The 23,205-nt window shown below is 46.7% G+C and carries 17 protein-coding genes and 1 pseudogene; 16 read left to right on the plus strand and 2 right to left on the minus strand.

Annotation, left to right across the window (positions count from 1 at the left end; all coding sequences use genetic code 11):
* Both HMPREF0240_RS21620 and HMPREF0240_RS23645 read left to right on the plus strand, forming a co-directional pair.
* Window positions 1-284, plus strand: a pseudogene (locus tag HMPREF0240_RS21620) (sodium:proton antiporter); the annotation flags it as partial.
* A gap of 126 nt (window positions 285-410) precedes the next feature.
* Window positions 411-1,244: an arylamine N-acetyltransferase gene (locus tag HMPREF0240_RS23645; RefSeq protein WP_009005532.1), complete on the plus strand. Its 834-nt coding sequence runs from the start codon at window positions 411-413 to the stop codon at window positions 1,242-1,244.
* A gap of 222 nt (window positions 1,245-1,466) precedes the next feature.
* Here the strand turns inward: HMPREF0240_RS23645 and HMPREF0240_RS21630 are convergent, their stop codons facing one another.
* Window positions 1,467-2,930: a GntR family transcriptional regulator gene (locus HMPREF0240_RS21630; protein WP_009005533.1), complete on the minus strand. Its 1,464-nt coding sequence runs from the start codon at window positions 2,928-2,930 to the stop codon at window positions 1,467-1,469.
* A 190-nt stretch (window positions 2,931-3,120) separates the two neighbouring features.
* Between HMPREF0240_RS21630 and HMPREF0240_RS21635 the strand changes: the two genes are divergently transcribed.
* The 11 genes from HMPREF0240_RS21635 to HMPREF0240_RS21685 all read left to right on the plus strand — a co-directional run bounded on the left by HMPREF0240_RS21635 (window position 3,121) and on the right by HMPREF0240_RS21685 (window position 17,137).
* Window positions 3,121-5,679, plus strand: a complete 2,559-nt coding sequence (locus tag HMPREF0240_RS21635; RefSeq protein ID WP_009005534.1) for a response regulator — start codon at window positions 3,121-3,123, stop codon at window positions 5,677-5,679.
* 148 nt (window positions 5,680-5,827) lie between these two features.
* Window positions 5,828-7,438, plus strand: coding sequence for an MBL fold metallo-hydrolase (locus HMPREF0240_RS21640; protein WP_009005535.1), 1,611 nt, complete (start codon window positions 5,828-5,830; stop codon window positions 7,436-7,438).
* Window positions 7,439-8,301: 863 nt separating this feature from the next.
* Window positions 8,302-9,756: an aminotransferase class I/II-fold pyridoxal phosphate-dependent enzyme gene (locus HMPREF0240_RS21645; protein WP_009005536.1), complete on the plus strand. Its 1,455-nt coding sequence runs from the start codon at window positions 8,302-8,304 to the stop codon at window positions 9,754-9,756.
* Between the two features lies 1 nt (window position 9,757).
* Window positions 9,758-10,612 (plus strand): polyamine aminopropyltransferase, encoded by an 855-nt coding sequence (gene speE, locus HMPREF0240_RS21650; RefSeq protein WP_009005537.1) that lies wholly within the window; start codon window positions 9,758-9,760, stop codon window positions 10,610-10,612.
* A 1-nt stretch (window position 10,613) separates the two neighbouring features.
* On the plus strand, window positions 10,614-11,873 hold the full coding sequence (locus HMPREF0240_RS21655) for a saccharopine dehydrogenase family protein (protein WP_009005538.1): 1,260 nt from the start codon (window positions 10,614-10,616) through the stop codon (window positions 11,871-11,873).
* Between the two features lie 54 nt (window positions 11,874-11,927).
* On the plus strand, window positions 11,928-13,055 hold the full coding sequence (gene nspC, locus HMPREF0240_RS21660) for a carboxynorspermidine decarboxylase (protein WP_009005539.1): 1,128 nt from the start codon (window positions 11,928-11,930) through the stop codon (window positions 13,053-13,055).
* Window positions 13,055-14,164, plus strand: a complete 1,110-nt coding sequence (gene aguA, locus HMPREF0240_RS21665) for an agmatine deiminase (RefSeq protein WP_035314558.1) — start codon at window positions 13,055-13,057, stop codon at window positions 14,162-14,164. Before nspC ends, aguA begins: the two co-directional genes overlap by 1 nt.
* A complete protein-coding gene (gene aguB, locus HMPREF0240_RS21670; RefSeq protein WP_009005541.1) occupies window positions 14,161-15,030 on the plus strand; it encodes an N-carbamoylputrescine amidase in 870 nt (289 codons plus the stop codon). The genes aguA and aguB overlap by 4 nt, the downstream gene beginning before the upstream one ends.
* A 277-nt stretch (window positions 15,031-15,307) precedes the next feature.
* Complete coding sequence (sigG, locus tag HMPREF0240_RS21675) at window positions 15,308-16,087, plus strand: RNA polymerase sporulation sigma factor SigG (RefSeq protein WP_009005542.1); 780 nt, start codon at window positions 15,308-15,310, stop codon at window positions 16,085-16,087.
* Between the two features lie 115 nt (window positions 16,088-16,202).
* A complete protein-coding gene (locus HMPREF0240_RS21680; protein WP_009005543.1) occupies window positions 16,203-16,877 on the plus strand; it encodes an HAD-IA family hydrolase in 675 nt (224 codons plus the stop codon).
* Window positions 16,874-17,137, plus strand: coding sequence for a glyoxalase (locus HMPREF0240_RS21685; RefSeq protein ID WP_009005544.1), 264 nt, complete (start codon window positions 16,874-16,876; stop codon window positions 17,135-17,137). Before HMPREF0240_RS21680 ends, HMPREF0240_RS21685 begins: the two co-directional genes overlap by 4 nt.
* A 165-nt stretch (window positions 17,138-17,302) precedes the next feature.
* On the opposite strand, the gene HMPREF0240_RS21690 is transcribed toward HMPREF0240_RS21685, so the two are convergent.
* The gene (locus HMPREF0240_RS21690; protein WP_009005545.1) at window positions 17,303-17,737 is read right to left on the minus strand and encodes a hypothetical protein; all 435 of its coding nucleotides are present in this window, start codon (window positions 17,735-17,737) and stop codon (window positions 17,303-17,305) included.
* Window positions 17,738-17,910: 173 nt separating this feature from the next.
* On the opposite strand from HMPREF0240_RS21690, the gene pth reads away from it, so the two are divergent.
* From pth to HMPREF0240_RS21705, 3 genes are read left to right on the plus strand one after another with little or no spacing between them, the layout of a single operon-like run.
* Window positions 17,911-18,489, plus strand: a complete 579-nt coding sequence (pth, locus tag HMPREF0240_RS21695; protein ID WP_009005546.1) for an aminoacyl-tRNA hydrolase — start codon at window positions 17,911-17,913, stop codon at window positions 18,487-18,489.
* Window positions 18,490-18,494: 5 nt separating this feature from the next.
* Entirely contained in the window at window positions 18,495-21,854 is a 3,360-nt protein-coding gene (gene mfd, locus HMPREF0240_RS21700; RefSeq protein ID WP_009005547.1) for a transcription-repair coupling factor, read from the plus strand.
* Window positions 21,855-21,902: 48 nt separating this feature from the next.
* Window positions 21,903-22,967, plus strand: a complete 1,065-nt coding sequence (locus HMPREF0240_RS21705) for a peptidylprolyl isomerase (protein WP_009005548.1) — start codon at window positions 21,903-21,905, stop codon at window positions 22,965-22,967.
* The last annotated feature ends 238 nt before the right edge of the window (window positions 22,968-23,205 follow it).

The following is a 23,205-nucleotide window of genomic DNA, read 5'->3' on the forward strand; positions in this document are numbered from 1 at the left end:
TGGACGGTATCATTGTCCTGCTGAGAAAGACCCTGTATAAGGACCGGAAGATTCCGTACCGAACCGGTTCGCTGCCAAAGCTGGATGCCATTCTAGGGAAGGTGCTGGATAAAGGGGCAGGGTACCTCAAAAGGCAGGAGGAATCCGTATCCTATCGGTGGAAGCTGGGGACGCGGGCGCTGGAGAGAAGGGAAAGCCGGGATATGATCCGGTTCAGCCTGTCTTATGGGCTGCAGCTGGCGGGGATCGGGATGATCTTTATATTGGTGTATCTGCTGCTGTAAGGCCGGGGAATGAGAGGATAAGAAGATATACTGTCAGATCTTTTGAAAAAATAAACGGGGACTTCCCACTTAGGATAGATAGCAACTATAAAGAAGGAATATAAGAGAGAGGATTGGTATCAGAAGATGAAAGACCGAATTAAAAAGTTATCTCCCGAACAAATCAATCAATATCTGAACCGTATAGGGATGCAGCAAGTAGAAAAACTTACCAGAGAAACACTGGATGAACTGATTTATCGACATCAGTGTGCGATTGCGTTTGAAAATTTAGACAGCTATGATTTCCATATGGAGGTAAATCTTGACAGCGACTACCTGTTTCAGAAAATCATTCAGAGTCCCAGAGGCGGTTACTGTTTGGAACTGAACAGCTTATTTTACCGTCTGCTCCTTAGTCTTGGATATGATGCAAGACCCTGTTTTACCCGGGTTCTGCTGGGATCAGATGATTTAACACTGCCAATTGACCACAGAGGAACCCTTGTGAAGCTTGATGGCACAGAATATTTTTGCGACGTTGGTCTTGGCGGACCAATGCCGTCAGGGGCATTAAATATTGAAACCGTAGACTGGCAGACCTTTGGCGAAGAATCATTCCGCGTTGTTCCCTGCATGAAAGGCTGGCTTGCAATCCACCGCAAAACCCGCATAAGACAGGAAGCAGAACCGGAGAAAGAACAGGAAACCCAGAGAATAGAAGTCGTAATATCCGACATCGCATGCTTTGACAGCGATTTCCAATTCTTAAACTATTATAAATCGACCAATAAACGGGCCCTGTTCTGTGCACACCGGGTAATAAATCTGCGGATCGATGGAGGATACCGCATGATCAGAGACAATACATATAAAGAAGTAACACCACAGGGTGTAAAATTGGAAACCATTAATGGCCAGTTAGAACAATTATTAAAAGAAAAGTTTTATATAGAAATAAAACTGCCTGTGGCAGAATAAGGCGGCAAAACTTTTGATAAAGGTAAAGAGCAGTGACGAAAGAAATGGGCTGCTATCGGGCAGACCCAAAAGAAACCGCTTTATGGATAAAACGGGTGGACGGAAAACAGATTGCCACCCAATAGAAATTAAATATCTTATTGTGAACCGCAGAACTAGATGAGTCTGCGGTTCTTTTCATAGAAAGAGGATCAAAAGGAGAACCTTTCCCGTTGCCTGTACCTAGTATTTTTCTGGAACCCGAATATTGGCCGCATTATTAAACTGATATTTTTCTACCATGTACTTCTTTACTCGAACTAAAATATAGCGATAGCAATCTGCTATGCCATCTGCAAAGGAACCCGTATTACCTTCACTTAATTGCTGAAGCGCTGTAATGGCTTGTTTATTGAGATGCGGGAGTGTATATCTCCTGGACGGGTAATAAGTGAAATGATGTCCCCATTCAAGAAGATGACAGGTTTCAGATAATATAACATATAAAGGCTCTAAAGTAGTATGTTTTAATATGGCTTCAAAGATATCTGCTAAATAAATAGAACCTGGAGATGTAAATTTGTCTGCCAACTCGTCCAATTCTTTTCTGGTGAAACGCGGAGCCGCGGCTAAAGCAGCCGGACGAATAATTAACACCATTAGCTGCAGGGCATGAAGATAACGTAATGCCTTTTCAGCATAACCAGAATTGAGAACAAGCTGATGAATTCCGGTATCATCCGGTTCTATAACTATAGTACCTTTCCCGTTTAATGTTTTTACAAAACCTCTTTGTTCGAGTTCGGATAATGCCTTTCTGACTGTCGATATAGAGACATCGTACTGGCGGGCCAGCTGCTTTTCATATGGAAGGTACATTCCAACAGAATATTCTCCAAGACCGATTTTTAGATTCAAGTCGTCAACAATTTTTGAGTGATAGTAATCCTGACCACGCATTGGATTCCACGAAAACAGCCTGCCAGTTTGTGCAGGACATTCAGGCATCGTGTCTGATAAGTATTTTAATGTACTTTCAATAGAATCCGTGAGTCTTTGATACATATTTGATAACTGGCTGTACTTTATGGATGGATCATCGCCTTTCAATATATCTATAATAACGCCGGTCACAGATGCAGATCCCTGTAAAAAGTGCTTTGAGAAATAGGGGCATTCTTCTGTAAAAAATGTAAGCTTATTGTAAAGACCGAACGTAGAATAGAGTTCGCTGAGCAAGGTATTACCACCTATTCTTAATATATCGTATCCCAAATTAGAAGGGGGGCGCCACCCACCGGCAGAAAGTCCTAATCGGGATACTTTCATAGCCTTCTTATAGTGAGGCATTATCTCCACATCACAGTTTTGTGAAGCAAAAACCTGAAGGGGAGGCATTATGAGGGCAAAGGTCTGATATACCTGTAATATACTTTCTTTTTGCTTCAAAATGTCAAAAAGAGAATCCGATGATCTGGGGGTATCTTTTCTTGAAACAACGATTGGTGCAAGACGAGGCTGAATTTCAATCAGTCCTTCTTCCCGTAATGCGTCAAAGACACGGTTAATTGTATATCTGCTTACATGAAATTGATCACATAACACTCTTGAAGATGGCAGGGAATTGCCTGGAAGTATCTGGCCCTCCAAAATACACTGTTTCATTTCGTTATATACAAAGGTAAATTTTGTTTCTTGTGGTTTCATAACTCGTCTCCTATCTTTCTCAATTATATCATGAAGAGCTGTTCTTGTCAGTATCAAAGCCACCAACCTATATGCACACCTGACCAATATGATTATTGCCAGTTTATAAAGATAACATTTATAATAAAACCGTAAAACTGTTAGAAAAGAGATAAGTATTATGTAAAAATAGAAAGGAGGAATAACGTCAATGGGAAGCAGTAAAAAAAAGAATCCTACGACGCGATTTCTAATATGCAGTTTCATTGGGCTGTTGATCTTTAGTATTGTTATTTTCAGCCTGCTCGGAATTTATATGAATCGAAAGAGTGAAAAGACCATTTACGAAGTTGGAGAAATCTATATGTCTGGAATGAATGAACAAATGTCCAGACACTTTGAATCTGTAATTAAATTGCGCTTTGATCAGGTCGAAGGGATTGTTTCCGTTGTTTCAACAGAGAACAATGACAAAGAGACTCTATATGAGGAACTTGTTTACAGGGCACAGGTCAGGGAGTTTGACTATTTAGCACTTTGTTCTGACAAAGGAGAATTTGAAACTCTTTATGGACAACCAATACAGCCGCTTAATCCGCCCCCTCTTGTAGAAGCATTAATACAAGGGGAACAAAGAGTTGCCATAGGGAGTGATACGGATGGAAATGAAGTGGTATTGTTTGGCGTCGAGGCTGATTATCCTATGCAGAATGGAGAGAAGAGCGCTGGCCTGATAGCGGCCGTTCCTCTGGAGTATATCACCGAATTTCTTTCCTTAGAGGACGAAGGGCAATTGATGTATTATCATATTATCCGGCCAGATGGCAGCTTTGTAATAAGAAATCCAAACACTGAGTTATGGGAATTTTTTAATCGGTTACAAAAACAATTTGATCCTGCAACTAACAAATCATCTGCAGATGAATCTCTGGAAGAGTTTGGCAATGCGCTAAAGGATCATAGAGAATATGCAGCAACACTAGAGGTAAATGGTGAAGAACGACAGCTTTATGGGATACCATTACCTTATTCTGAGTGGTATCTGGTTGCGGTAATGCCTTACGGTATACTGGACGATACCATAAATAACCTGAGCAGTCAGCGTATGATCATGACGTTGTTGTCCTGTGCTTCTGTTTTAATTATTCTGACATTGATTTTTCTTCGGTATTTCTCTATGACCCGTTGTCAACTGAATGAACTTGAGATGGCCCGTCAGGTGGCGCTTGAGGCAAGCAAAGCCAAAAGCGAATTTTTAGCGAATATGAGTCATGATATCCGAACACCTATGAATGCGATTGTAGGTATGACTGCGATTGCGACAGCCCACATGGATGACCGGGAACAGCTACAGAATTGCCTGAAAAAAATTACATTGTCGGGTAAACATCTACTGGGGCTGATTAATGATGTTCTGGATATGTCTAAAATTGAAAGCGGTAAATTGACTTTAACAACAGAGCAGATTTCTTTAAAGGAAGTTGTTGAAGGAATTGTTAATATTATGCAGCCACAGGTCAATGCAAAAAAGCAAACTTTGGACATACATGTTGAAAATATCTTAACAGAAAATGTGTGGTGTGATGGTATACGTTTGAATCAGGTTTTGCTGAATCTTTTGTCGAATGCGACTAAGTATACACAGGAGGGAGGTTCCATACGATTATCCCTTTTTGAAGAAAAATCTCTAAAAGGAGAAAACTACGTCCGAATTCATATCAATGTCAAGGACAATGGAATCGGTATGTCACCGGATTTTGTGAAAAAGATATACGATTCCTATAGCCGTGCGGATGGAGCCAGAATACATAAAACAGAAGGTGCGGGTTTGGGAATGGCAATTACAAAGTACATCGTGGACGCGATGGAAGGAACTATTGATGTACAAAGCGAACCTGATAAAGGTACAGAATTCCATATCACACTTGATTTAAAAAAAGCTGCTGAAATGGATGTGGATATGGTGCTCCCTTCCTGGAATATGCTGGTAGTTGACGATGATGAATTATTATGCAAAACAGCCATAAACGCACTAAATTCCATTGGAATAAAAGCCGAATGGACGCTAAGTGGAGAAAAGGCTATAGAACTGGTAATCCAACGCCACAATAAGAGAGAGGATTATCAGATAATTCTATTAGATTGGAAACTGCCTGGTATGAATGGTATCCAGGTTGCAAAAGAGATAAGACACAGTTTAGGTGATGAAGTACCGATCCTGTTGATTTCTGCATACGACTGGAGTGAATTTGAAACGGAAGCCCGTGCCGCGGGTATCAGTGGTTTTATTTCCAAACCATTGTTTAAGTCAACCCTATTTTATAGTTTGCGTCAATTTATGGATGGAGAAGAAACGCATGACCAGACACCTGAGCATAAGATTGATCTGTCCGGACGCCGCATCCTGCTTGCCGAGGATAATGAACTCAACTGGGAGATCGCAAAGGAATTGTTGTCCGACCTGGGCCTGGAACTGGATTGGGCAGAAGATGGCCAGATATGTCTGGATAAGTTTCAAAATTCACCGGAGGGATATTACGATGCTGTTCTTATGGATATACGGATGCCCCATATGACAGGATATGAGGCTGCAAAAGCAATCCGGGGACTGAATCACCCGAATGCTCTGTCTGTCCCAATTATTGCTATGAGTGCGGATGCTTTTTCAGATGACATAAAGCATTGTCTGGAGTGCGGTATGAATGCCCATATAGCAAAGCCCGTTGACGTCATAGAATTGGCTCGTTTATTAAAAAAATATTTGATATAGACCTGGCCCTAAAAGCGCGTGTCTGATGGCACGCGTTACTATAGTTGCTGTCACTTTCAACTGGTTTGTCCTTGTCACTTTTCAAAAGTCCCACTACTAGTTTCAAGTAAAAGGTGATACAATAAAAAGAAAAGGTTTGGTGAAGCTTATGAAACTGACTTTTATTGGAGCAGCCCATGAAGTGACAGGGAGCTGTCATCTGCTGCAGGCGGCAGGAAAGAATATTCTGGTTGACTGTGGTATGGAACAGGGCCCAGACTTGTATGAGAATCCGGGGCTTCCGATTCCGGAGACGGATATTGATTATGTGTTTTTGACCCATGCACATATCGACCACTCGGGTCTGCTGCCTTTAATTACGAAGAAAGGATTTAAAGGACAGATTATAACTACTTATGCAACTGCGGATTTATGTAACATTATGCTCCGTGACAGCGCGCATATCCAGGAGTTCGAGGCAGAGTGGCGGAACAGGAAGGGCAGACGGGCAGGACAGCCGGTGTTTGAACCAATTTATGTGCTTCAGGATGCGCTGGATGCAATTGAGCTGATTGTACCGTGCCAATACCAGGAACGTATCCGGATCTGCGATGGCATAGAAGTACGTTTCACGGATGTGGGCCATTTGCTCGGTTCTGCAAGTATTGAGGTATGGATTACCGAGGGAGAGACTACGAAGAAGATTGTATTTTCCGGAGATGTGGGTAATACAAATCAGCCGATTATCAAAGATCCGAGTTATACAGAGACAGCCGATTATGTTGTAATCGAGTCCACCTATGGGAACCGTGTTCATTCCACGGAAAAGATCGATTATCTGAAGGATTTTACAAAGGTGCTGCGGGAAACTTTTGAGCGTGGCGGCAATGTGGTGATCCCTTCTTTTGCAGTGGGCAGAACTCAGGAGATGCTGTATTTTATCCGCGAGATTAAAGAAAAGAATTTGCTGAAGGAATATCCTGACTTTGAAGTTTACCTGGATAGTCCGCTTGCAATTGAAGCCACAAAAGTTTTTACCAAAAATATGCGTGAATGCTTTGACGAAGATGCAATCAAGCTGGTGAACCAGGGAATCAATCCCCTGATATTCCCGGGACTGAAGACATCTACAACCAGTGAAGATTCCAGAATGATCAACTTTATCGAAAAGCCGAAAGTTATCATATCTGCATCCGGTATGTGTGATGCAGGCCGTATCCGCCATCATCTGAAGCACAACCTGTGGAGGCCTGAGTGTACGATTCTGTTCGTAGGATATCAGGCAAACGGTACTCTGGGCAGAAGACTTCTGGACGGAGATAAGAATGTCAAAATTTTCGGTGAGCCGATCGAAGTACACGCCCGGATAGAAAGCCTGCACGGGATTAGCGGCCATGCAGATATGAACGGCCTCCTGGACTGGCTGGGAGGATTTAAAGCACCTCTGGAGAGAGTCTTCGTTGTTCACGGTGAAGACAAAGTGACAGAAGAATTTGCGGAGACGATCCAGGAAAAATTTGGATACCCCGCCTGGGCACCGTTCCCGAGCGGCCAGATCGACCTGTTAACAAACGAAATTCTGAGCGAAGGAGTCAAAATACCAGTCAAAGCGAAGAAACCGTCCCAGAAGAAAGCAGACGCGGCATTCGAAAGGCTTCTCGCAGCAGGCAAGAGACTCCTGGATGTTATCTATAGAAATCAGGGGATCGCTAATAAAGATAAAGCCAAATTCGAAAACCAGATAAACAACCTCGCAGACAAGTGGGATAGCTGGGAGTAGGGGAGTACGCTGTACCCGATTGAAAAGAGCAGAGCATCCCTGGAACCGGACATAGGGGTGGCTGGAAACGGGTAAGGCGGTAAGCAGGAGTAGAGCAAAAAGTAAGGAAAACCAGGGCAACCTGGCCACATCACGAGTAGCCCTGATGGCTTCTCGCGCTGGGGCCAGGGATTCTTGTGATTTGTGATCACAAGAATCACCCTGGTTTTCCTTACTTTTTACTTTACTCCTGCTAACGGCCTTACCCATGCTTCCAGCCACCCCTATGTCCGGTTCCCGAAATGTTCTGCTCTTTTCAATCGGGCACAGCTGGGTGCCTCCTGCCGGCCGTCCCGTTCACCATCCCGGACAGGCGTCCCCCCATCCGTTCATTCGTACCTCATTCTCTAAAAACTCTTGACTTTTGTTTGTTTTATGCTAAAATTATCGTGACATGCATAGATACAATCTTTCTATCATGCAAATATAGGCCTGACAGATTTATTTCTGTGAAAAGCTCATCGGACAGGGCTGGCCGCTGCCGCGGGTGGCGATAGCGCCACATTTATTGATCGAGTTAAAAGCTCAGTTTTATAAGTTGGTTACTTTATAACCTGCAAATGCATACCACTTGTGAAATGTTCAATAGAGGAGTAGTAAAAGTATATTTGCTGTATAGACTCTGATAAGAGGACAAAATGATTGTATACGCTGTGCGGATAGTGTATCTTCCTGTAGGGAAGGTATATTTTCACCTATAATGTATATGACAGGTAGTGTTGCTTTTGCACACTGCCTTTTTATATTACATAAAATTACAGGAAATATTTTACGGTTTTTATCTGTAAAATTTGAAGAAATGTTGATGCACAGGAGAAAAAAGAATGGATAAAAAACGACAATTACAGGCACCGATTTACAGCGCTCTGGAGCGTTTCCGCAAGCAGCGGGTCGTACCTTTTGATGTGCCGGGCCATAAAAGAGGAAGAGGGAATCCAGAGCTGGTGGAACTATTGGGAGAAAAATGCGTCAGTATAGATGTGAATTCCATGAAACCGCTGGATAATCTCTGCCATCCGGTTTCTGTGATCAAGGAAGCGGAGGAGCTGGCGGCGGATGCATTTGGCGCGGCACATGCTTTCCTGATGGTGGGAGGTACAACCTCCTCTGTGCAGAGTATGGTTCTGTCCGCCTGTAAAGCGGGGGAGAAGATTATTTTGCCCAGAAATGTACATAAAAGTGTGATTAATGCACTGGTACTTTGCGGCGCTGTTCCGGTGTATATAGATCCAAAAGTAGATAAGATGCTGGGGATTCCGCTGGGAATGGAGCTGGAAGATGTACGCCGTGCAATTGATGAACATCCTGATGCAACGGCCGTCTTTGTCAATAATCCAACCTATTACGGCATCTGCTCAGATATCAGGAGTATTGTGGAGCTGGCGCACAGCCGTGGGATGCTTGTGCTGGCGGATGAAGCCCACGGGACACATCTTTATTTCGGGCAGGGGCTGCCCTGTTCGGCTATGGAGGCGGGCGCGGACATGGCGGCTGTCAGCATGCACAAGTCCGGAGGGAGCCTGACGCAGAGCTCCATTCTGCTCCTGGGGCCGGGGATGAATGAGCGTTACGTGGCTCAGATCGTCAATCTGACACAGACTACCAGCGCGTCATACCTGTTGATGGCCAGTCTGGATATCTCAAGGAGAAACCTGGCGCTGCGCGGAGAGGAAACATTTGCAAAGGTAGCAAAGATGGCAGAATATGCCCGGGAAGAGATCAACGGAATCGGAGGATATTATGCCTATGGTTCAGAACTTAAGAACGGGGGCAGTATTTTTGATTTTGATGTCACGAAGCTGGCTGTCTATACGAGAGATATCGGCCTGGCCGGGATTGAGGTCTATGATCTGCTGCGGGATGAGTACGATATCCAGATTGAATTCGGCGATATCAGTAATATACTGGCCTACATCTCTATTGGGGACCGGCTGCAGGATATCGAGCGTCTCGTGGGCGCACTGGCTGATATTAAAAGGCTTTACCGCGAACCAAAGAAGAATGTGTTTCTGGCAGAATATATTGCGCCAACCGTAGTAACTACGCCGCAGCAGGCATTTTACGCGGATAAGGAGAGCATGCCTATAGAGAAGACAGCAGGAAAAGTGTGCGGGGAATTTGTGATGTGCTACCCGCCAGGAATACCGATCCTGGCGCCAGGTGAGCAGATTACGGAAAAACTGATTGACTATATCCGGTTCGCGCAGGAGAAAGGCTGTTCCATGCAGGGACCGGAGAGCCTGGATCTTTCCAGGCTGAATGTACTGAAGGAGGTATGAGATGGATTTTTGGGTAAGTGAGATGCATACCGGAAATGTAAAGATCTCGATTCGTGCGGAAAGGCAGCTGTTCAGCGCGCAGAGCGAATTTCAGCGTCTGGATATCTTCGAGACCCCTGAATTCGGAAAAGTGCTGACCTCGAATGGAAATGTGATTTTTACCGAGAAAGATGAATTTATATATGATGAAATGATCGTCCATGTACCCATGGCGGTGCATCCCCATGTAAAAAAGGTGCTGGTACTGGGTGGCGGGGACGGCGGCGTGGCGAGAGAGCTGTCTTATTATGAAGAAATAGAGCATATTGATGTAGTTGAGGCGGACCAGCTGTTTGTCTATGCGTGCAGGGAACATTTCCCGGAGGACGCAAATGGGCTGGATGACAGCAGGGTCTCCATGTATTACGAGGATGGATTGAAATTCCTGCGGTCCAGACAGGATGCCTATGATCTGATTATCAATGATTGTACGGATCCTCTGGGGCATGCGGCGGGATTGTTTACAAAAGAGTTTTACGGAAGCTGTTTCCAGGCACTCCATGAGGACGGGATCATGGTATATCAGCATGGCAGCCCGTTTTATGCGGAGGATGAGGAAAGCTGCCGGATTATGCACCGGAAAGCATACCGCAGTTTCCCTGTGAACCGGGTCTATCAGGCCCATATCCCGACCTGCCCGGCAGGATACTGGCTGTTCGGATTCGCATCGAAAAAGTACCACCCGCTCAGAAATCTGGATGCAAAAAGGTGGAGAGAGCGGGATATTAAGACAAGATACTATACGACAAACCTGCACACAGGAGCTTTTATGCTCCCCAGATATGTGGAAGATTTATTAGAAGAGGAGGAAGCTTAATATGAGCAGAATATTAGTGATCGGATGTGGAGGCGTTGCCTCTGTTGCAATCCAGAAATGCTGTCAGAATGAGGCTGCTTTTACGGAGATGTGCATTGCAAGCAGGACAAAGGCAAAGTGTGATGCCCTGAAAGAAAAGCTGGAGGGCAAAACTGCTGTAAAGATTACAACCGCCCAGGTGGATGCCGACCATCCGGAGGAAGTTGCGGCGCTGATCCGGGAATACGAGCCGAAAGCAGTCCTGAACCTGGCACTGCCATACCAGGATCTTGCCATTATGGAAGCATGCCTGGAGTGCGGCGTACACTACATCGATTCCGCAAACTACGAACCCGAAGATACGGATGATCCAAAGTGGCGTGAGATCTATGAAAAGCGCTGCAGGGAGAAGGGATTTACGGCATATTTTGACTATAGCTGGCAGTGGGAGTACAATGAAAAATTCCGGGAGAAGAATCTTACGGCACTGCTTGGTTCAGGTTTTGACCCCGGAGTGACAAGTGTGTTTACCGCCTATGCAATGAAGCATTATTTTGATGAAATCCACACAATCGATATTCTGGACTGCAATGGCGGAGACCACGGTTATCCGTTTGCCACCAATTTCAACCCGGAGATCAATCTGAGGGAGGTTTCTGCAAATGGAAGCTACTGGGAAGATGGACACTGGGTAGAGACGGAACCTATGGAGATAAAGCGTACCTACAATTTCCCGCAGGTGGGACAAAAAGAGATGTATCTTCTGCATCATGAGGAGATTGAATCTCTGGCAGAGCATGTTCCGGGTGTGAAGCGTATCCGTTTCTTCATGACTTTTGGAGAGAGCTATCTCACCCATATGAAATGCCTGGAAAATGTAGGGATGCTCTCCACCAGTCCGGTTGCATATGAAGGGAAAGAAATTGTGCCTATACAGTTTCTGAAAGCGCTGCTTCCCGATCCGGCTACCCTTGGACCGCGCACGAAGGGCAAGACGAATATCGGCTGCATTTACACCGGGGTGAAGGACGGTCAGGAGAGAACCATATATATCTATAACGTGTGTGACCACGAGGCGTGCTACAGAGAAGTGGGAAGCCAGGCTATCAGTTATACTACGGGTGTTCCGGCGATGATCGGGACGGCACTGGTTGCTTTGGGGATCTGGAACAAGAGGGGCACAGTGAACCTGGAAGAGCTGGATCCGGATCCGTTCATGGACATGCTGAACCAGTATGGTCTTCCATGGGTAGTGGAGGAAAATCCTGATACTGTCGGGTAGAGCATATCCGCGGAATAATGTATATGTGAGGAATTAATATTGAACGAGAACTTAATGAGAACAGAGGAACTTAGAACGCCGGTTTATCTGGTGGATGAAGCAATACTGGAAAACAATCTGAAGATACTCGCTAAAGTGCAGGAAGAGACCGGCAGCAGGATTCTGCTGGCTCAGAAAGCATTTTCCATGTACCATGTCTATCCGATGATCCGGCATTATCTGGCCGGAGCCACGGCAAGCGGTTTGTATGAGGCACGGCTGGCCGCGGAGGAGATGGGCGGGGAGAATCACGTGTTTTCACCTGCCTACACAGCAAAAGAGATGCAGGAGCTGTGCGGGATCTGTGATCATATCAGCTTCAACTCCATAGCGCAGCTTGAGCGGCACAGGGCACTGTGGGAATCGAACGGTGTCAGTGCAGGACTTCGGATTAATCCGGAGCATTCTACCCAGGAGGGACATCCTATATACGATCCCTGCGCGCCGGGATCCAGGCTTGGAATCCGCAGGGAACTGTTTCCCGGGAAGCTGCCGAAGGGCGTGGAAGGGCTGCATATCCATACCCTCTGTGAGCAGGATGCGGCTCCGCTTGTGGAGACATTTGAGGCAGTGGAAGAGAAGTTCGGGGAATACCTTCATCAGCTGAAATGGCTGAATCTGGGAGGAGGACACCATATTACCAGGCCGGGATATGATCTGGATACCTTAAAGGACCTGCTCTGCCGCATACGGGATACATACCAGGTTCAGGTCTATCTGGAGCCGGGGGAGGCGATTGCACTGAATGCCGGATATCTGATCACGGAAGTCATGGATATAGTGGAAAATGAGAGGCCGGTTCTGATACTGGATGCATCGGCCGCCTGCCATATGCCGGATGTGCTGGAGATGCCTTACCGGCCCCCTCTGAAAGACAGCGGTATGCCGGGGGAAAAGCCTGTTACCTGTACTCTGGCCTGCAGAACCTGCCTGGCGGGGGATGTGATCGGGGATTACAGCTTTGATATGCAGCCTGGGATCGGAGAGCGGCTGGTGTTTGAAGACATGGCGATCTATACGATGGTGAAGAATCATACATTTAACGGTATGCCTCTGCCGGATATTGCACTTCTCAGAAAAGACGGGAGATGCGAAGTTGTAAAACAGTTTGGCTATAAAGATTTTAAGGAGCGTTTATCCTGATGAATAAGTTGACAACGCCGCGGAAAGACGGTTACTATATGCCTGCGGAATTTGCTTCCCACGCGGCATCGATTCTGATCTGGCCGGTGAGGCCGGGAAGCTGGGGAAGAGATCCGGAGAATGCCAGGGCGGCATTTTTAAACATTATCCGCGAGGCGTCTGTGAGTGAAAAGGTTTACCTGCTGGCAGACAGAGAACATGAGGAAGAGGCAAGGCGCGCGGCGGGCCGGTATGCGGAAGTGCTGACGATGGACAGCGATGATGCATGGGCGCGGGATGTGGCCCCTACATTTGTTACCAATGGCCGGTGCGTGCGCGGGATCAGCTGGAGATTTAACGCCTGGGGCGGTGAAGTGGACGGCCTGTATGCATCCTGGGACAAAGACGATGCGGTTGCGGAGGCAGTTCTGGACAGGCTGGGATATTCCTGCTATGATGCAGGCGAATTTGTGCTGGAGGGTGGTTCCATCCATTCAGACGGTGAAGGGACTCTATTAACAACTGAGAGCTGCCTGTTGAGTCAGGGGAGGAATCCGCAGCTTTCGCGGGAACAGATTGAAGAAAATCTGAAAGAATACCTGGGGGCAGAAAAAATATTATGGCTGCCGCGGGGAATCTATATGGATGAAACGAATGAACATGTGGATAATGTCTGTGCATTTACTGCACCGGGAGAAGTAGTGCTTGCCTGGACAGATGACCGGCAGGATCCTCAGTATGAGCTTTCCAGAGCCTGCCTTGATTATCTGGAACAACAGGCGGATGCCAGAGGGCGCCGCCTGACTGTACACAAACTGCCTGTACCGGATGTGCCGGTGAGGGTCAGCAGGGAAGAGCTGGATCAGCTTGTATTTGAGGCCGGGGAAGATATCCGGGAAGCAGGAGAGAGACTGGCTGCAAGTTATGTTAATTTTTATTTTACCAATGATTCTGTGCTGGTGCCCCAGTTCGGAGGAGCAAATCGGGAAAGCGACAGACGTGCACTGGAGATTTTGAAGGCGTTGTGCCCGGGGCGCAGCGTTATAGGGATAGACAGCAGAGCTGTTTTGCTCGGCGGAGGCAACATTCACTGTATTACCCAGCAGATTCCAGAAGGAGAGAGAAAATGAGTGAGACTACGGCTGCTGTCATCCAGATGCAGTGTACTGCGGATGTACAGCATAATATAAAAACAGCAGAACGGCTGGTCAGACAGGCGGCAGAGCAGGGCGGCCAGGTGATTCTGCTTCCGGAGCTGTTTGAACGGCAGTATTTCTGTCAGGAGCGGCGGTACGAGTACTACGGCTTTGCACTTCCGCCAGAGGACAATCCGGCGGTGTGTGTGATGCAGGGGCTGGCGAAGGAACTGGAACTTGTGATGATTGTCAGTTTCTATGAAAAGGCACAGAACACATTGTATAACTCTGCAGCAGTGATAGATGCGGACGGCAGCCTGCTGGGAGTATACCGGAAGACACACATACCGGACGATCATTTTTATCAGGAAAAATTTTATTTTACACCAGGAGATACTGGATTTACCGTATGGGAAACCAGATACGGCCGCATTGGGGTGGGAATCTGCTGGGATCAGTGGTTCCCGGAGACTGCCAGATGCCTGGCACTTAAGGGGGCAGATTTGATCCTGTATCCGACCGCCATAGGAAGCGAACCAATTCTGGAGTGCGACAGTGCAGGACACTGGAGAAGAGCCATGCAGGGGCATGCGGCGGCCAATATTGTGCCGGTGGCGGCTGCAAACAGGTTCGGGCTGGAAAAAGTGGAGCCGTGCCAGGAGAATGCCGGACAGAGCTCCAGCCTGGAATTTTATGGCAGCAGTTTTATTGCGGATGAGACGGGAGAGATCCTGTGTCAGGCAGGAAGAAGTGAAGAAAAGGTTCTCTGTGCCCGCTTTGATTTCGAAAAGATCAGGAAAGAGCGGATGGAATGGGGACTTTTCAGAGACCGGCGTCCGGAATGCTATCGGGAGATATAGAAGAAAATCTATTTATATAAATAAACGGAACAGCTTCGGGTTAAAACGGTCCGGAAGAATCCGTATATGAAGTACAGCAGGGCTTTCAAAAGATGCGGCAGGCATTCGGGGAAGTTCTGCTGTTTTTATTAGAAAATTTCAAAGGCATCTGCTTTACGGATACTTTCTTTTGTCAAGGTCTAAAACTTTTTTTAATTTCTATCATCTTCGAATAACCCGCCTTCAGATTGAGAATGATTTTACTAGACTAAAATTTTCATCTAGGAGGATTTTTATTATGGCTCTGAATAAAGTAGAATTATGTGGGGTAAATACGGCGAAGCTTCCGCTTTTGAAAGAGGAGGAGAAGGAGGCTCTGTTTACGAGGATCAAGGCGGGAGATGAAGAAGCACGGGAGGAATATATCAAAGGCAACCTCCGACTGGTCTTAAGCGTAATTAAGCGGTTTTCCAACAGCAATGAGAATGCGGACGACCTCTTTCAGATTGGCTGTGTGGGACTGATGAAGGCGGTAGATCATTTTGACCCGAACAGGCTGGTCAAGTTTTCTACTTATGCGGTGCCCATGATTATCGGAGAGATCCGGAGATATCTGCGGGATAATAATTCCATCCGAGTCAGCCGTTCTCTGCGGGATACGGCATATAAGGCAATATACGCAAAGGAAGGCTACATGAAGAAACATTTGAAAGAGCCCACTGTGCAGGAAATTGCCGAGGAGATTGGAATCTCGAAAGAGGATATTGTGTTTGCACTGGATGCCATACAGATGCCTATGAGCCTGCATGAGCCGGTTTACAGCGATGGAGGAGATACGCTCTATGTGATGGACCAGGTCAGCGACAAGAAAAACAAGGAAGAAAACTGGGTGGAAGAACTCTCCCTTGAGGCCGCAATGGAACGCCTGAATGAGCGGGAACGCTATATCATTACTTTAAGGTTTTTCGAGGGAAAAACACAGATGGAAGTTGCCGAGGAAATTAAAATATCACAGGCTCAGGTGAGCCGTCTGGAGAAAAATGCACTCAAGGTAATGAAGCAGTATCTTCTGGGATAAAAAATAGTAAGACCCGCAGCTGAAAAATATATAGAAAACCTTGTATTTATGGTTGAAATTTCCAGCACTTCATACTATTATAAACGTAGACTGAAGGAAGGTATGGAGAGGAACCATGTATAAGATATGCATTTTTGATTTAGACGGGACTTTAACAGATACGTTGGATTCTCTGACTTTTTCTGTAAATGAGACATTGAAGGAGATGGGGATTGCCCCAATTACCAGGGAACAGTGCCGCATGTTTGTAGGAAATGGGTCAAGGGTATTGATGGAGAAAGCGCTGAATGCAGGCGGGGAGGACAGTTCAGACCGTCTGGACGAAGCAATGGAGATATACGGCCGAATATTTGACGCTAACTGCACATATCATGTAATACCATATGACGGGATTTTAAAGCTCCTGGAAGAGATGAGAGCCGGGGGCATGTGTCTGGCAGTGCTGTCTAACAAGCCTGACAGGCAGGCTGTCCATGTGGTGGAAGAGATTTTTGGAAAAGATATGTTTCAATGGATTCAGGGACAGAAAGAGGGCATACCCAGAAAGCCGGATCCTTATGCAGCCCTGCAGATTGCGGGGCAGTTTGGAGCTGAGCCGGAAGAGTCTTTATACGTAGGCGATTCAGAAGTGGACATTGCAACCGGGATGGCGGCAAAGATGAAGACCATCGGGGTGTCCTGGGGCTTTCGGGGAAGGGACGCGCTTGCTGAGGCGGGCGCTCGGCATATCGTAGATTCTCCGGAAGAGATTTTGAATCTGATTACTAAAAAGGGAGGGAGAAAGTCATGAACGAATACGATGAGGAATGTCTGCTTACGTTTCTAAAAAAGCAGTCTCAGCTATTTGATGAACCAGTGGCTGAGACAATGGAGGAAGCGGAGGCTTTTCTGGAAGACTGTATGGCCGCAGTAGTGGATTCCCTTAAGGAAGTAAGGGAATATTTCGAGGAAAGCGGGATTGACGTAGATACGATGTCAGACGAAGAACTGGAAGAGGCTTCTGAAGTCTTTGCACTTCCAAACGGTCAGTATCTGATCGTAGAAGGTTAATTCCATACATTATTCTGCAGCTGTGCTGCAGATCCGCCCGCAGGGCATGAGTTACGGTGTGCCCTTTGGGTATACCTTATTCTGCAGCTGTGCTGCAGATCCGCCCGAAGGGCATGCATTACGGTGTGCCCGTTGGGTATACTTAGGAGTACAAAAGCCGCAGCATCATTTCACTGCGGCTTTTTCTGTGGCCTCTTTTATGGCATCCAGAATGACCTGAGATGTATAGGGGGTGTCATCTGAAAGTGAGATATCCTCCAGGGACTGTTTTTCATAGACCTGATCGGCTATATCTTCTATCGCCGGCTGAATCAGCGGGAACATCGTTGTCATTGCCTCATCCAGATTGGAAAAACGGACGGAATTGATATGGGATTCGTCCACCGACACTTCCACTTCCAGGTTTGTATTGTTTAAAGTCAGCGTTGAGGTGTAGACTCCCGGAGTATACTGCTTTTTCGCATCTGCACTCTTATCTTTCCCTCCGGGGCGGAACATGACAATCAGAAGAATGATCAGTAGAATGCCAAGTGCCGCGAAGACTGCCGTATAAATGATTTCTTTCATATGCAAAACGATGATTTTTGTTTTGGAACCCATTGAAGAGACCTCCCGTGTTAGTCAATTTTACTTCCCTGTAATGGGCAGGTAAGGAAAACTGTCCATTGCGCTTTTTATAAGTGTATGACGCGAAGGTAAAAAATATTCGCGGCTTTTGCGTGACAAATAGAATGGCATCCTGTAAAATGGATAAGAATGAAGAGGTGAGAAGTATGTATATCATAGCAGGTCTGGGAAATCCGGACAGACAGTATGAAGGTACAAGGCATAATGTAGGATTTGAAGTGATAGATACCATTGCATCGAAATATAATATAGCAGTGGATACAAAAAAGCACAGAGCTTTTATCGGTAAGGGAGTCATAGGCGGCCAGAAAGTGATTCTGGCAAAGCCTCAGACATATATGAATTTAAGCGGGGAAAGCATCATCAGCCTTGTGGAGTATTATAAGATAGATGAGGAACAGGAACTGATCGTTATATACGATGATGTCAGCCTGGGAGTCGGGCAGCTGCGTATTCGTGCAAAGGGCAGCGCAGGCGGCCACAACGGGATCAAGAATATTATTTCCCATCTTGGGAGCGAGGTGTTCCCGAGGATTAAAGTCGGGGTCGGCGAGAAACCACCGAAGTATGATCTGGCAGACTATGTACTGGGACATTTTACGAAAGCGGAGCATGAGCTGATGGAAGCGGGCTATGAGAATGCGGTACATGCCGTGGAGATGATAATATCCGGTGAGATTCAGGCGGCAATGAATGAGTATAACCGGAAAAAGAAAGAAGAGTAGAGAATATGCAGGCTTTTTTAGCACCGCTTGATGAGCTGGCGGAATACAAGGAGATATTCGGCAGACGAAAGAAGGACAGCGGGGTTCTGCAGATAGCAGGCTGTGTCAATTCCCAGAAAACACATTTGATGTATGCACTGAGCGATGGTTGTTATTATAAAATCATCGCTTTTTCCAGTGATGAAAAGGCGAAGAAGGCTTACGAGGAATACCGCTTCCTGGATGAGAATGTGTATCTGTATCCGGCCAAGGATCTTTTATTTTACCATGCGGACATCAAGGGGAAATATCTGATCAAGCAGCGGATGGAGGTTGTGCGGGCGATTCTCGAGGCGGAGGAAAAAGAAAGCCTGGATGACGGAGGAATTACAGTCATCACAACGGTGGACGCTTTTCTGGACGGCATGCCTTCTCTGCAGGAGATTGCAAAGCGCAGGATTCATGTGCAGGGGACGGGAACCCTGGACTTTATAAAACTGCAGGAAAAGCTTTCCGCTATGGGATATGAGCGGGAGGATGAGATTGAGGGCCCCGGCCAGTTTGCCGTCAGGGGAGGAATACTGGATGTGTTTCCTCTGACTGAGGAGCTTCCGGTTCGTATTGAGCTGTGGGGTGATGAGGTGGATTCCATCCGAACCTTTGACGTGGAAAGCCAGCGTTCCATTGAGAACCTGGATGAAGTAGATATCTATCCTGCCGCGGAATTTCTTGGAGAGAGCGGGAAGTGCGTTTCTTTCCTGGATTATTTCCCAAGGGCGAAAAGTCTGTTGTTTCTGGATGAGCCTCCTCGTCTGATTGAACATGTGGACGAAGTCGCGGAAGAATATCAGAACAGCAGGAGAAACAGGGCAGAAGCAGGAATGCAGGAAGAAGAGGAGCCGGATGTTTTTTCTACAAAGGAGATTGTGGAAAAAATGAATCAGTATTACGGGATCGGCCTGACTACGCTGGAGTCCAAATGCGGCGGATTTCATGTGCGGGATACCTACAGTCTGCAGACGAAAGGGGTTAACCCTTATAATAACAGCTTTGAGATGCTTACAAGAGATTTGAAGCGCCTGAAAAGAAACGGCTACCGGGTCATTCTGCTTTCCGGTTCTAGAACCAGGGCGAGACGGCTGGCCGAAGACCTGCGGGATTATGACCTGAGCAGTTTTTACAGTGAGGATATGCACAGGGAAGTGCAGTCCGGTGAAATTATGGTTGCTTACGGACATGTTGCGGAAGGGTATGAATATCCCATGCTGAAATTTATGGTGATATCCGAGACGGACATTTTTGGCAAGCAGAAGCGGAAAAAGCGCCGCAGGACGTATGAAGGCCAGAAAATACAGAATTTTTCAGAGCTTAAAGTAGGCGATTATGTTGTTCATGAGAATCATGGCCTGGGAGTATACCAGGGCATAGAAAAAATCGAAGTAGACAAAGTAACAAAAGATTATATGAAGATTTCCTATGCGGGCGGTGGTGCACTGTATATTCTGGCTACTCAGCTGGACCTGATCCAGAAGTATGCAAGTGCCGATGCGAAGAAGCCGAAGCTGAACAAACTGGGCAGCAGCCAGTGGACGAAGACAAAAAGCCAGGTCCGCAGAGCCGTCAGGGCAGTGGCAAAGGATCTGGTGGAGCTTTATGCGGCAAGGCAGGAGTCGGCCGGGTTTGTGTATGAGCCGGATACGGTGTGGCAGAAAGAGTTTGAAGAGATGTTTCCTTTTGAGGAGACAGAGGACCAGCTGCAGGCGATTGCAGATACGAAGCGGGACATGGAGAGTAAAAAGATCATGGACCGGCTGATCTGCGGCGATGTGGGCTACGGGAAGACCGAGATTGCAATCAGGGCTGCTTTTAAGGCGGTTCAGGAAGGCAAACAGGTGGTTTATCTGGTGCCGACCACGATTCTGGCCCAGCAGCACTATAATACATTTGTCCAGAGGATGAAGGATTTTCCGGTGAGGGCGGATCTTCTCTGCCGGTTCCGCACGTCTGCTCAGCAGAAAAAGACGGTGGAGGATCTGAAAAAGGGGCTGGTGGATATCGTAATCGGTACCCACAGAGTCCTCTCCAAAGACGTACAGTTCAAAGACCTGGGACTACTGATTATTGATGAAGAGCAGCGTTTCGGAGTTACCCATAAAGAAAAGATCAAGAAGCTCAGAGAAAATGTGGATGTGCTGACACTGACAGCAACGCCGATCCCCAGAACTCTTCATATGAGCCTGATCGGCATCCGTGATATGAGCGTTCTTGAGGAAGCACCCATGGACAGAATGCCGATTCAGACTTATGTAATGGAATATAACGACGAGATGGTTCGTGAGGCCATAGAGAGAGAGCTGTCCAGGGACGGGCAGGTATACTATGTCTACAACCGGGTCAGCGATATTGCGGATGTGGCGGGCCGAATCCAGAAACTGGTACCGGACGCCGCCGTATCTTTTGCACACGGGCAGATGAATGAACGCCAGCTGGAAAATATTATGTATGATTTCATCAACGGAGATATTGATGTGCTGGTGTCCACAACGATCATTGAGACAGGACTGGATATTTCCAATGTAAACACCATGATTATCCATGATGCCGACCGTCTGGGGCTTTCGCAGCTGTATCAGCTCCGGGGGCGGGTGGGACGTTCCAGCCGGATGGCGTATGCATTTTTGCTGTACCGGAAGGATAAACTGCTCAAAGAAGTGGCAGAGAAGCGCCTGGCAGCCATTCGCGAATTTACGGATCTGGGTTCCGGATTTAAGATCGCCATGCGGGATCTGGAGATTCGGGGAGCTGGCAACCTTCTTGGGGAGGAACAGCACGGCCATATGGAGGCCGTGGGATACGACCTGTACTGCAAGATGCTTAACGAAGCGGTGAAGCAGTTTAAAGGGGAGCTGGAGGAGGATGTATATACCACAACCATGGATCTGAATATCGACGCTTATATACCGGAATCCTATATTCCGAACGAGTATCAGAAGCTGGATATATACAAGCGAATTGCCAGCATTGAGAATGAGGAAGAGATGGATGATATGATCGAAGAGCTGATCGACCGTTTTGGAGATATTCCGAGAAAGGTACAGCAGCTTTTGAATATTGCAGGACTGAAGGCACTGGCCCATTCTGCGTATGTGACTGTGGTAGAGCAAAAAGGGGAGGCTTATCAGTTTACCATGTATGAAAAAGCAAAGGTACAGCCTCAGAAAATACCGGGGCTTTTACAGGCCTACAGCGGGAATCTTTTATTCAAGGCGGATACTCCTCCTTATTTCCTGTATCAGAAGAAAGGACGCAGCGGCAAAGAGAAAGATGAGAACGTGCTGGAATTGGTGAAAAAGGTGTTAAATGATATAAAAGGCTTGTTAGAATAAGAAAAACAGGCTATAATAATGAAGTTAAAAAGTACGTAGGAGGATGTTATGGGACAGTTCAGAAAAAGAGTGATGATCATGGCTGCGGCGGGCCTTTTCGCTGTATCTTCACTGACAGGGTGCGGTCGTTCTATGAATAACGATGCCGTAGTTGCTGAAGTCGGAGAAGACAAGATTGCACTAGGAGTTGCAAACTTTTATGCAAGGATGCAGCAGGCACAGTATGAAACATATTACGCAGGGATGATGGGAACCACCGGCGAGGCCATGTGGGCACAGGAAGTGGAAGAAGACAAGGATTATGAGGATACTACGAAAGCAAGTATTCTGGAAGCACTTGAGAATATGTATCTTCTGAAGCAGCATGCGGCCGACTATAAGGTAGAACTGACCGATGATGATAAAAAGGCCATTAATAAGGCGGCAGAAACTTTCGTGGAAGACAATACACTGGAAGATAAAGAAGTTGTATCCGGTTATGAGAAATATGTCAAGACATTTCTGGAGCTGGCTACAATCCAGACAAGGATGAATGCCCCTATGAAAGAAGGCGTAGACGAAGAGGTTTCCGATGAAGAGGCGGCACAGAAGAGCATGCAGTATGTGCTGTTTTCCTATAATAAGACGGATGCGGACGGCAATTCAGAGGCCATGACCGATGACGAGAAAGCAGCTTTGAAAGAGACCGCTCAAAAGTTCGCAGACGATCTGAAAAACAGTGATAAGAAGGATCTGGAGGCAGCAGCTTCCGAAGCCGGTCTGGAAGTACAGACGGCAACCTTTGATTCCGAGTCCACTTCACCAACGGCAGATCTGGTAAAGGCTGCAGATGCCCTGGAGGAAGGCGGTGTTACAGGCATCGTGGAATCTGACAACGGCATATATGTGGCAAAGCTGACCAGCAATCTGGACAGAGAGGCAACAGATGCCAAGAAGGAATCCATTGTGGAAGAGAGGAAGCAGGAACAGTATGATTCTCTGGTGGAACAGTGGAGAAAAGATACAGAGATCACAGAACATAAAAAGGTTTGGAAAAAAGTAAAATTTGACGAGCAGGGCGTGACAATAAAAGAAAGCGAAGAAGAGAACACAAAAGGCTCCGACACAAAGTAAAAACGGGAGTCAGCGAACGGGCTTTAGTCTCGGGCGCGGATGGGGGACGCTCCATGACAGGGATGCCGGGAAGGTACCGGGGCTGTATATGCCGTTGTGGAATGCACCCGTGTTGCTAACTGATTCTAAGATAAAATACTGCCAGGAATGTGGGCACGGGATGACACAGCATGGGAAAATTGATATTTTCCCACGCTGGGTCATCCGGAAACATGATTCGGAATCATGTTTCCTCCCA

Source organism: Clostridium sp. D5, from assembly GCF_000190355.1.
GTDB lineage: Bacteria > Bacillota > Clostridia > Lachnospirales > Lachnospiraceae > Faecalicatena > Faecalicatena fissicatena_A.

Bases quoted from the DNA above. Each gene is read 5' to 3' on its own strand.
- HMPREF0240_RS23645 (WP_009005532.1), top strand. From the start codon at position 411: ATGAAAGACCGAATTAAAAAGTTATCTCCCGAACAAATCAATCAATAT.
- HMPREF0240_RS21630 (WP_009005533.1), bottom strand. From the start codon at position 2,930: ATGAAACCACAAGAAACAAAATTTACCTTTGTATATAACGAAATGAAA.
- HMPREF0240_RS21635 (WP_009005534.1), top strand. From the start codon at position 3,121: ATGGGAAGCAGTAAAAAAAAGAATCCTACGACGCGATTTCTAATATGC.
- HMPREF0240_RS21640 (WP_009005535.1), top strand. From the start codon at position 5,828: ATGAAACTGACTTTTATTGGAGCAGCCCATGAAGTGACAGGGAGCTGT.
- HMPREF0240_RS21645 (WP_009005536.1), top strand. From the start codon at position 8,302: ATGGATAAAAAACGACAATTACAGGCACCGATTTACAGCGCTCTGGAG.
- speE (WP_009005537.1), top strand. From the start codon at position 9,758: ATGGATTTTTGGGTAAGTGAGATGCATACCGGAAATGTAAAGATCTCG.
- HMPREF0240_RS21655 (WP_009005538.1), top strand. From the start codon at position 10,614: ATGAGCAGAATATTAGTGATCGGATGTGGAGGCGTTGCCTCTGTTGCA.
- nspC (WP_009005539.1), top strand. From the start codon at position 11,928: ATGAGAACAGAGGAACTTAGAACGCCGGTTTATCTGGTGGATGAAGCA.
- aguA (WP_035314558.1), top strand. From the start codon at position 13,055: ATGAATAAGTTGACAACGCCGCGGAAAGACGGTTACTATATGCCTGCG.
- aguB (WP_009005541.1), top strand. From the start codon at position 14,161: ATGAGTGAGACTACGGCTGCTGTCATCCAGATGCAGTGTACTGCGGAT.
- sigG (WP_009005542.1), top strand. From the start codon at position 15,308: ATGGCTCTGAATAAAGTAGAATTATGTGGGGTAAATACGGCGAAGCTT.
- HMPREF0240_RS21680 (WP_009005543.1), top strand. From the start codon at position 16,203: ATGTATAAGATATGCATTTTTGATTTAGACGGGACTTTAACAGATACG.
- HMPREF0240_RS21685 (WP_009005544.1), top strand. From the start codon at position 16,874: ATGAACGAATACGATGAGGAATGTCTGCTTACGTTTCTAAAAAAGCAG.
- HMPREF0240_RS21690 (WP_009005545.1), bottom strand. From the start codon at position 17,737: ATGGGTTCCAAAACAAAAATCATCGTTTTGCATATGAAAGAAATCATT.
- pth (WP_009005546.1), top strand. From the start codon at position 17,911: ATGTATATCATAGCAGGTCTGGGAAATCCGGACAGACAGTATGAAGGT.
- mfd (WP_009005547.1), top strand. From the start codon at position 18,495: ATGCAGGCTTTTTTAGCACCGCTTGATGAGCTGGCGGAATACAAGGAG.
- HMPREF0240_RS21705 (WP_009005548.1), top strand. From the start codon at position 21,903: ATGGGACAGTTCAGAAAAAGAGTGATGATCATGGCTGCGGCGGGCCTT.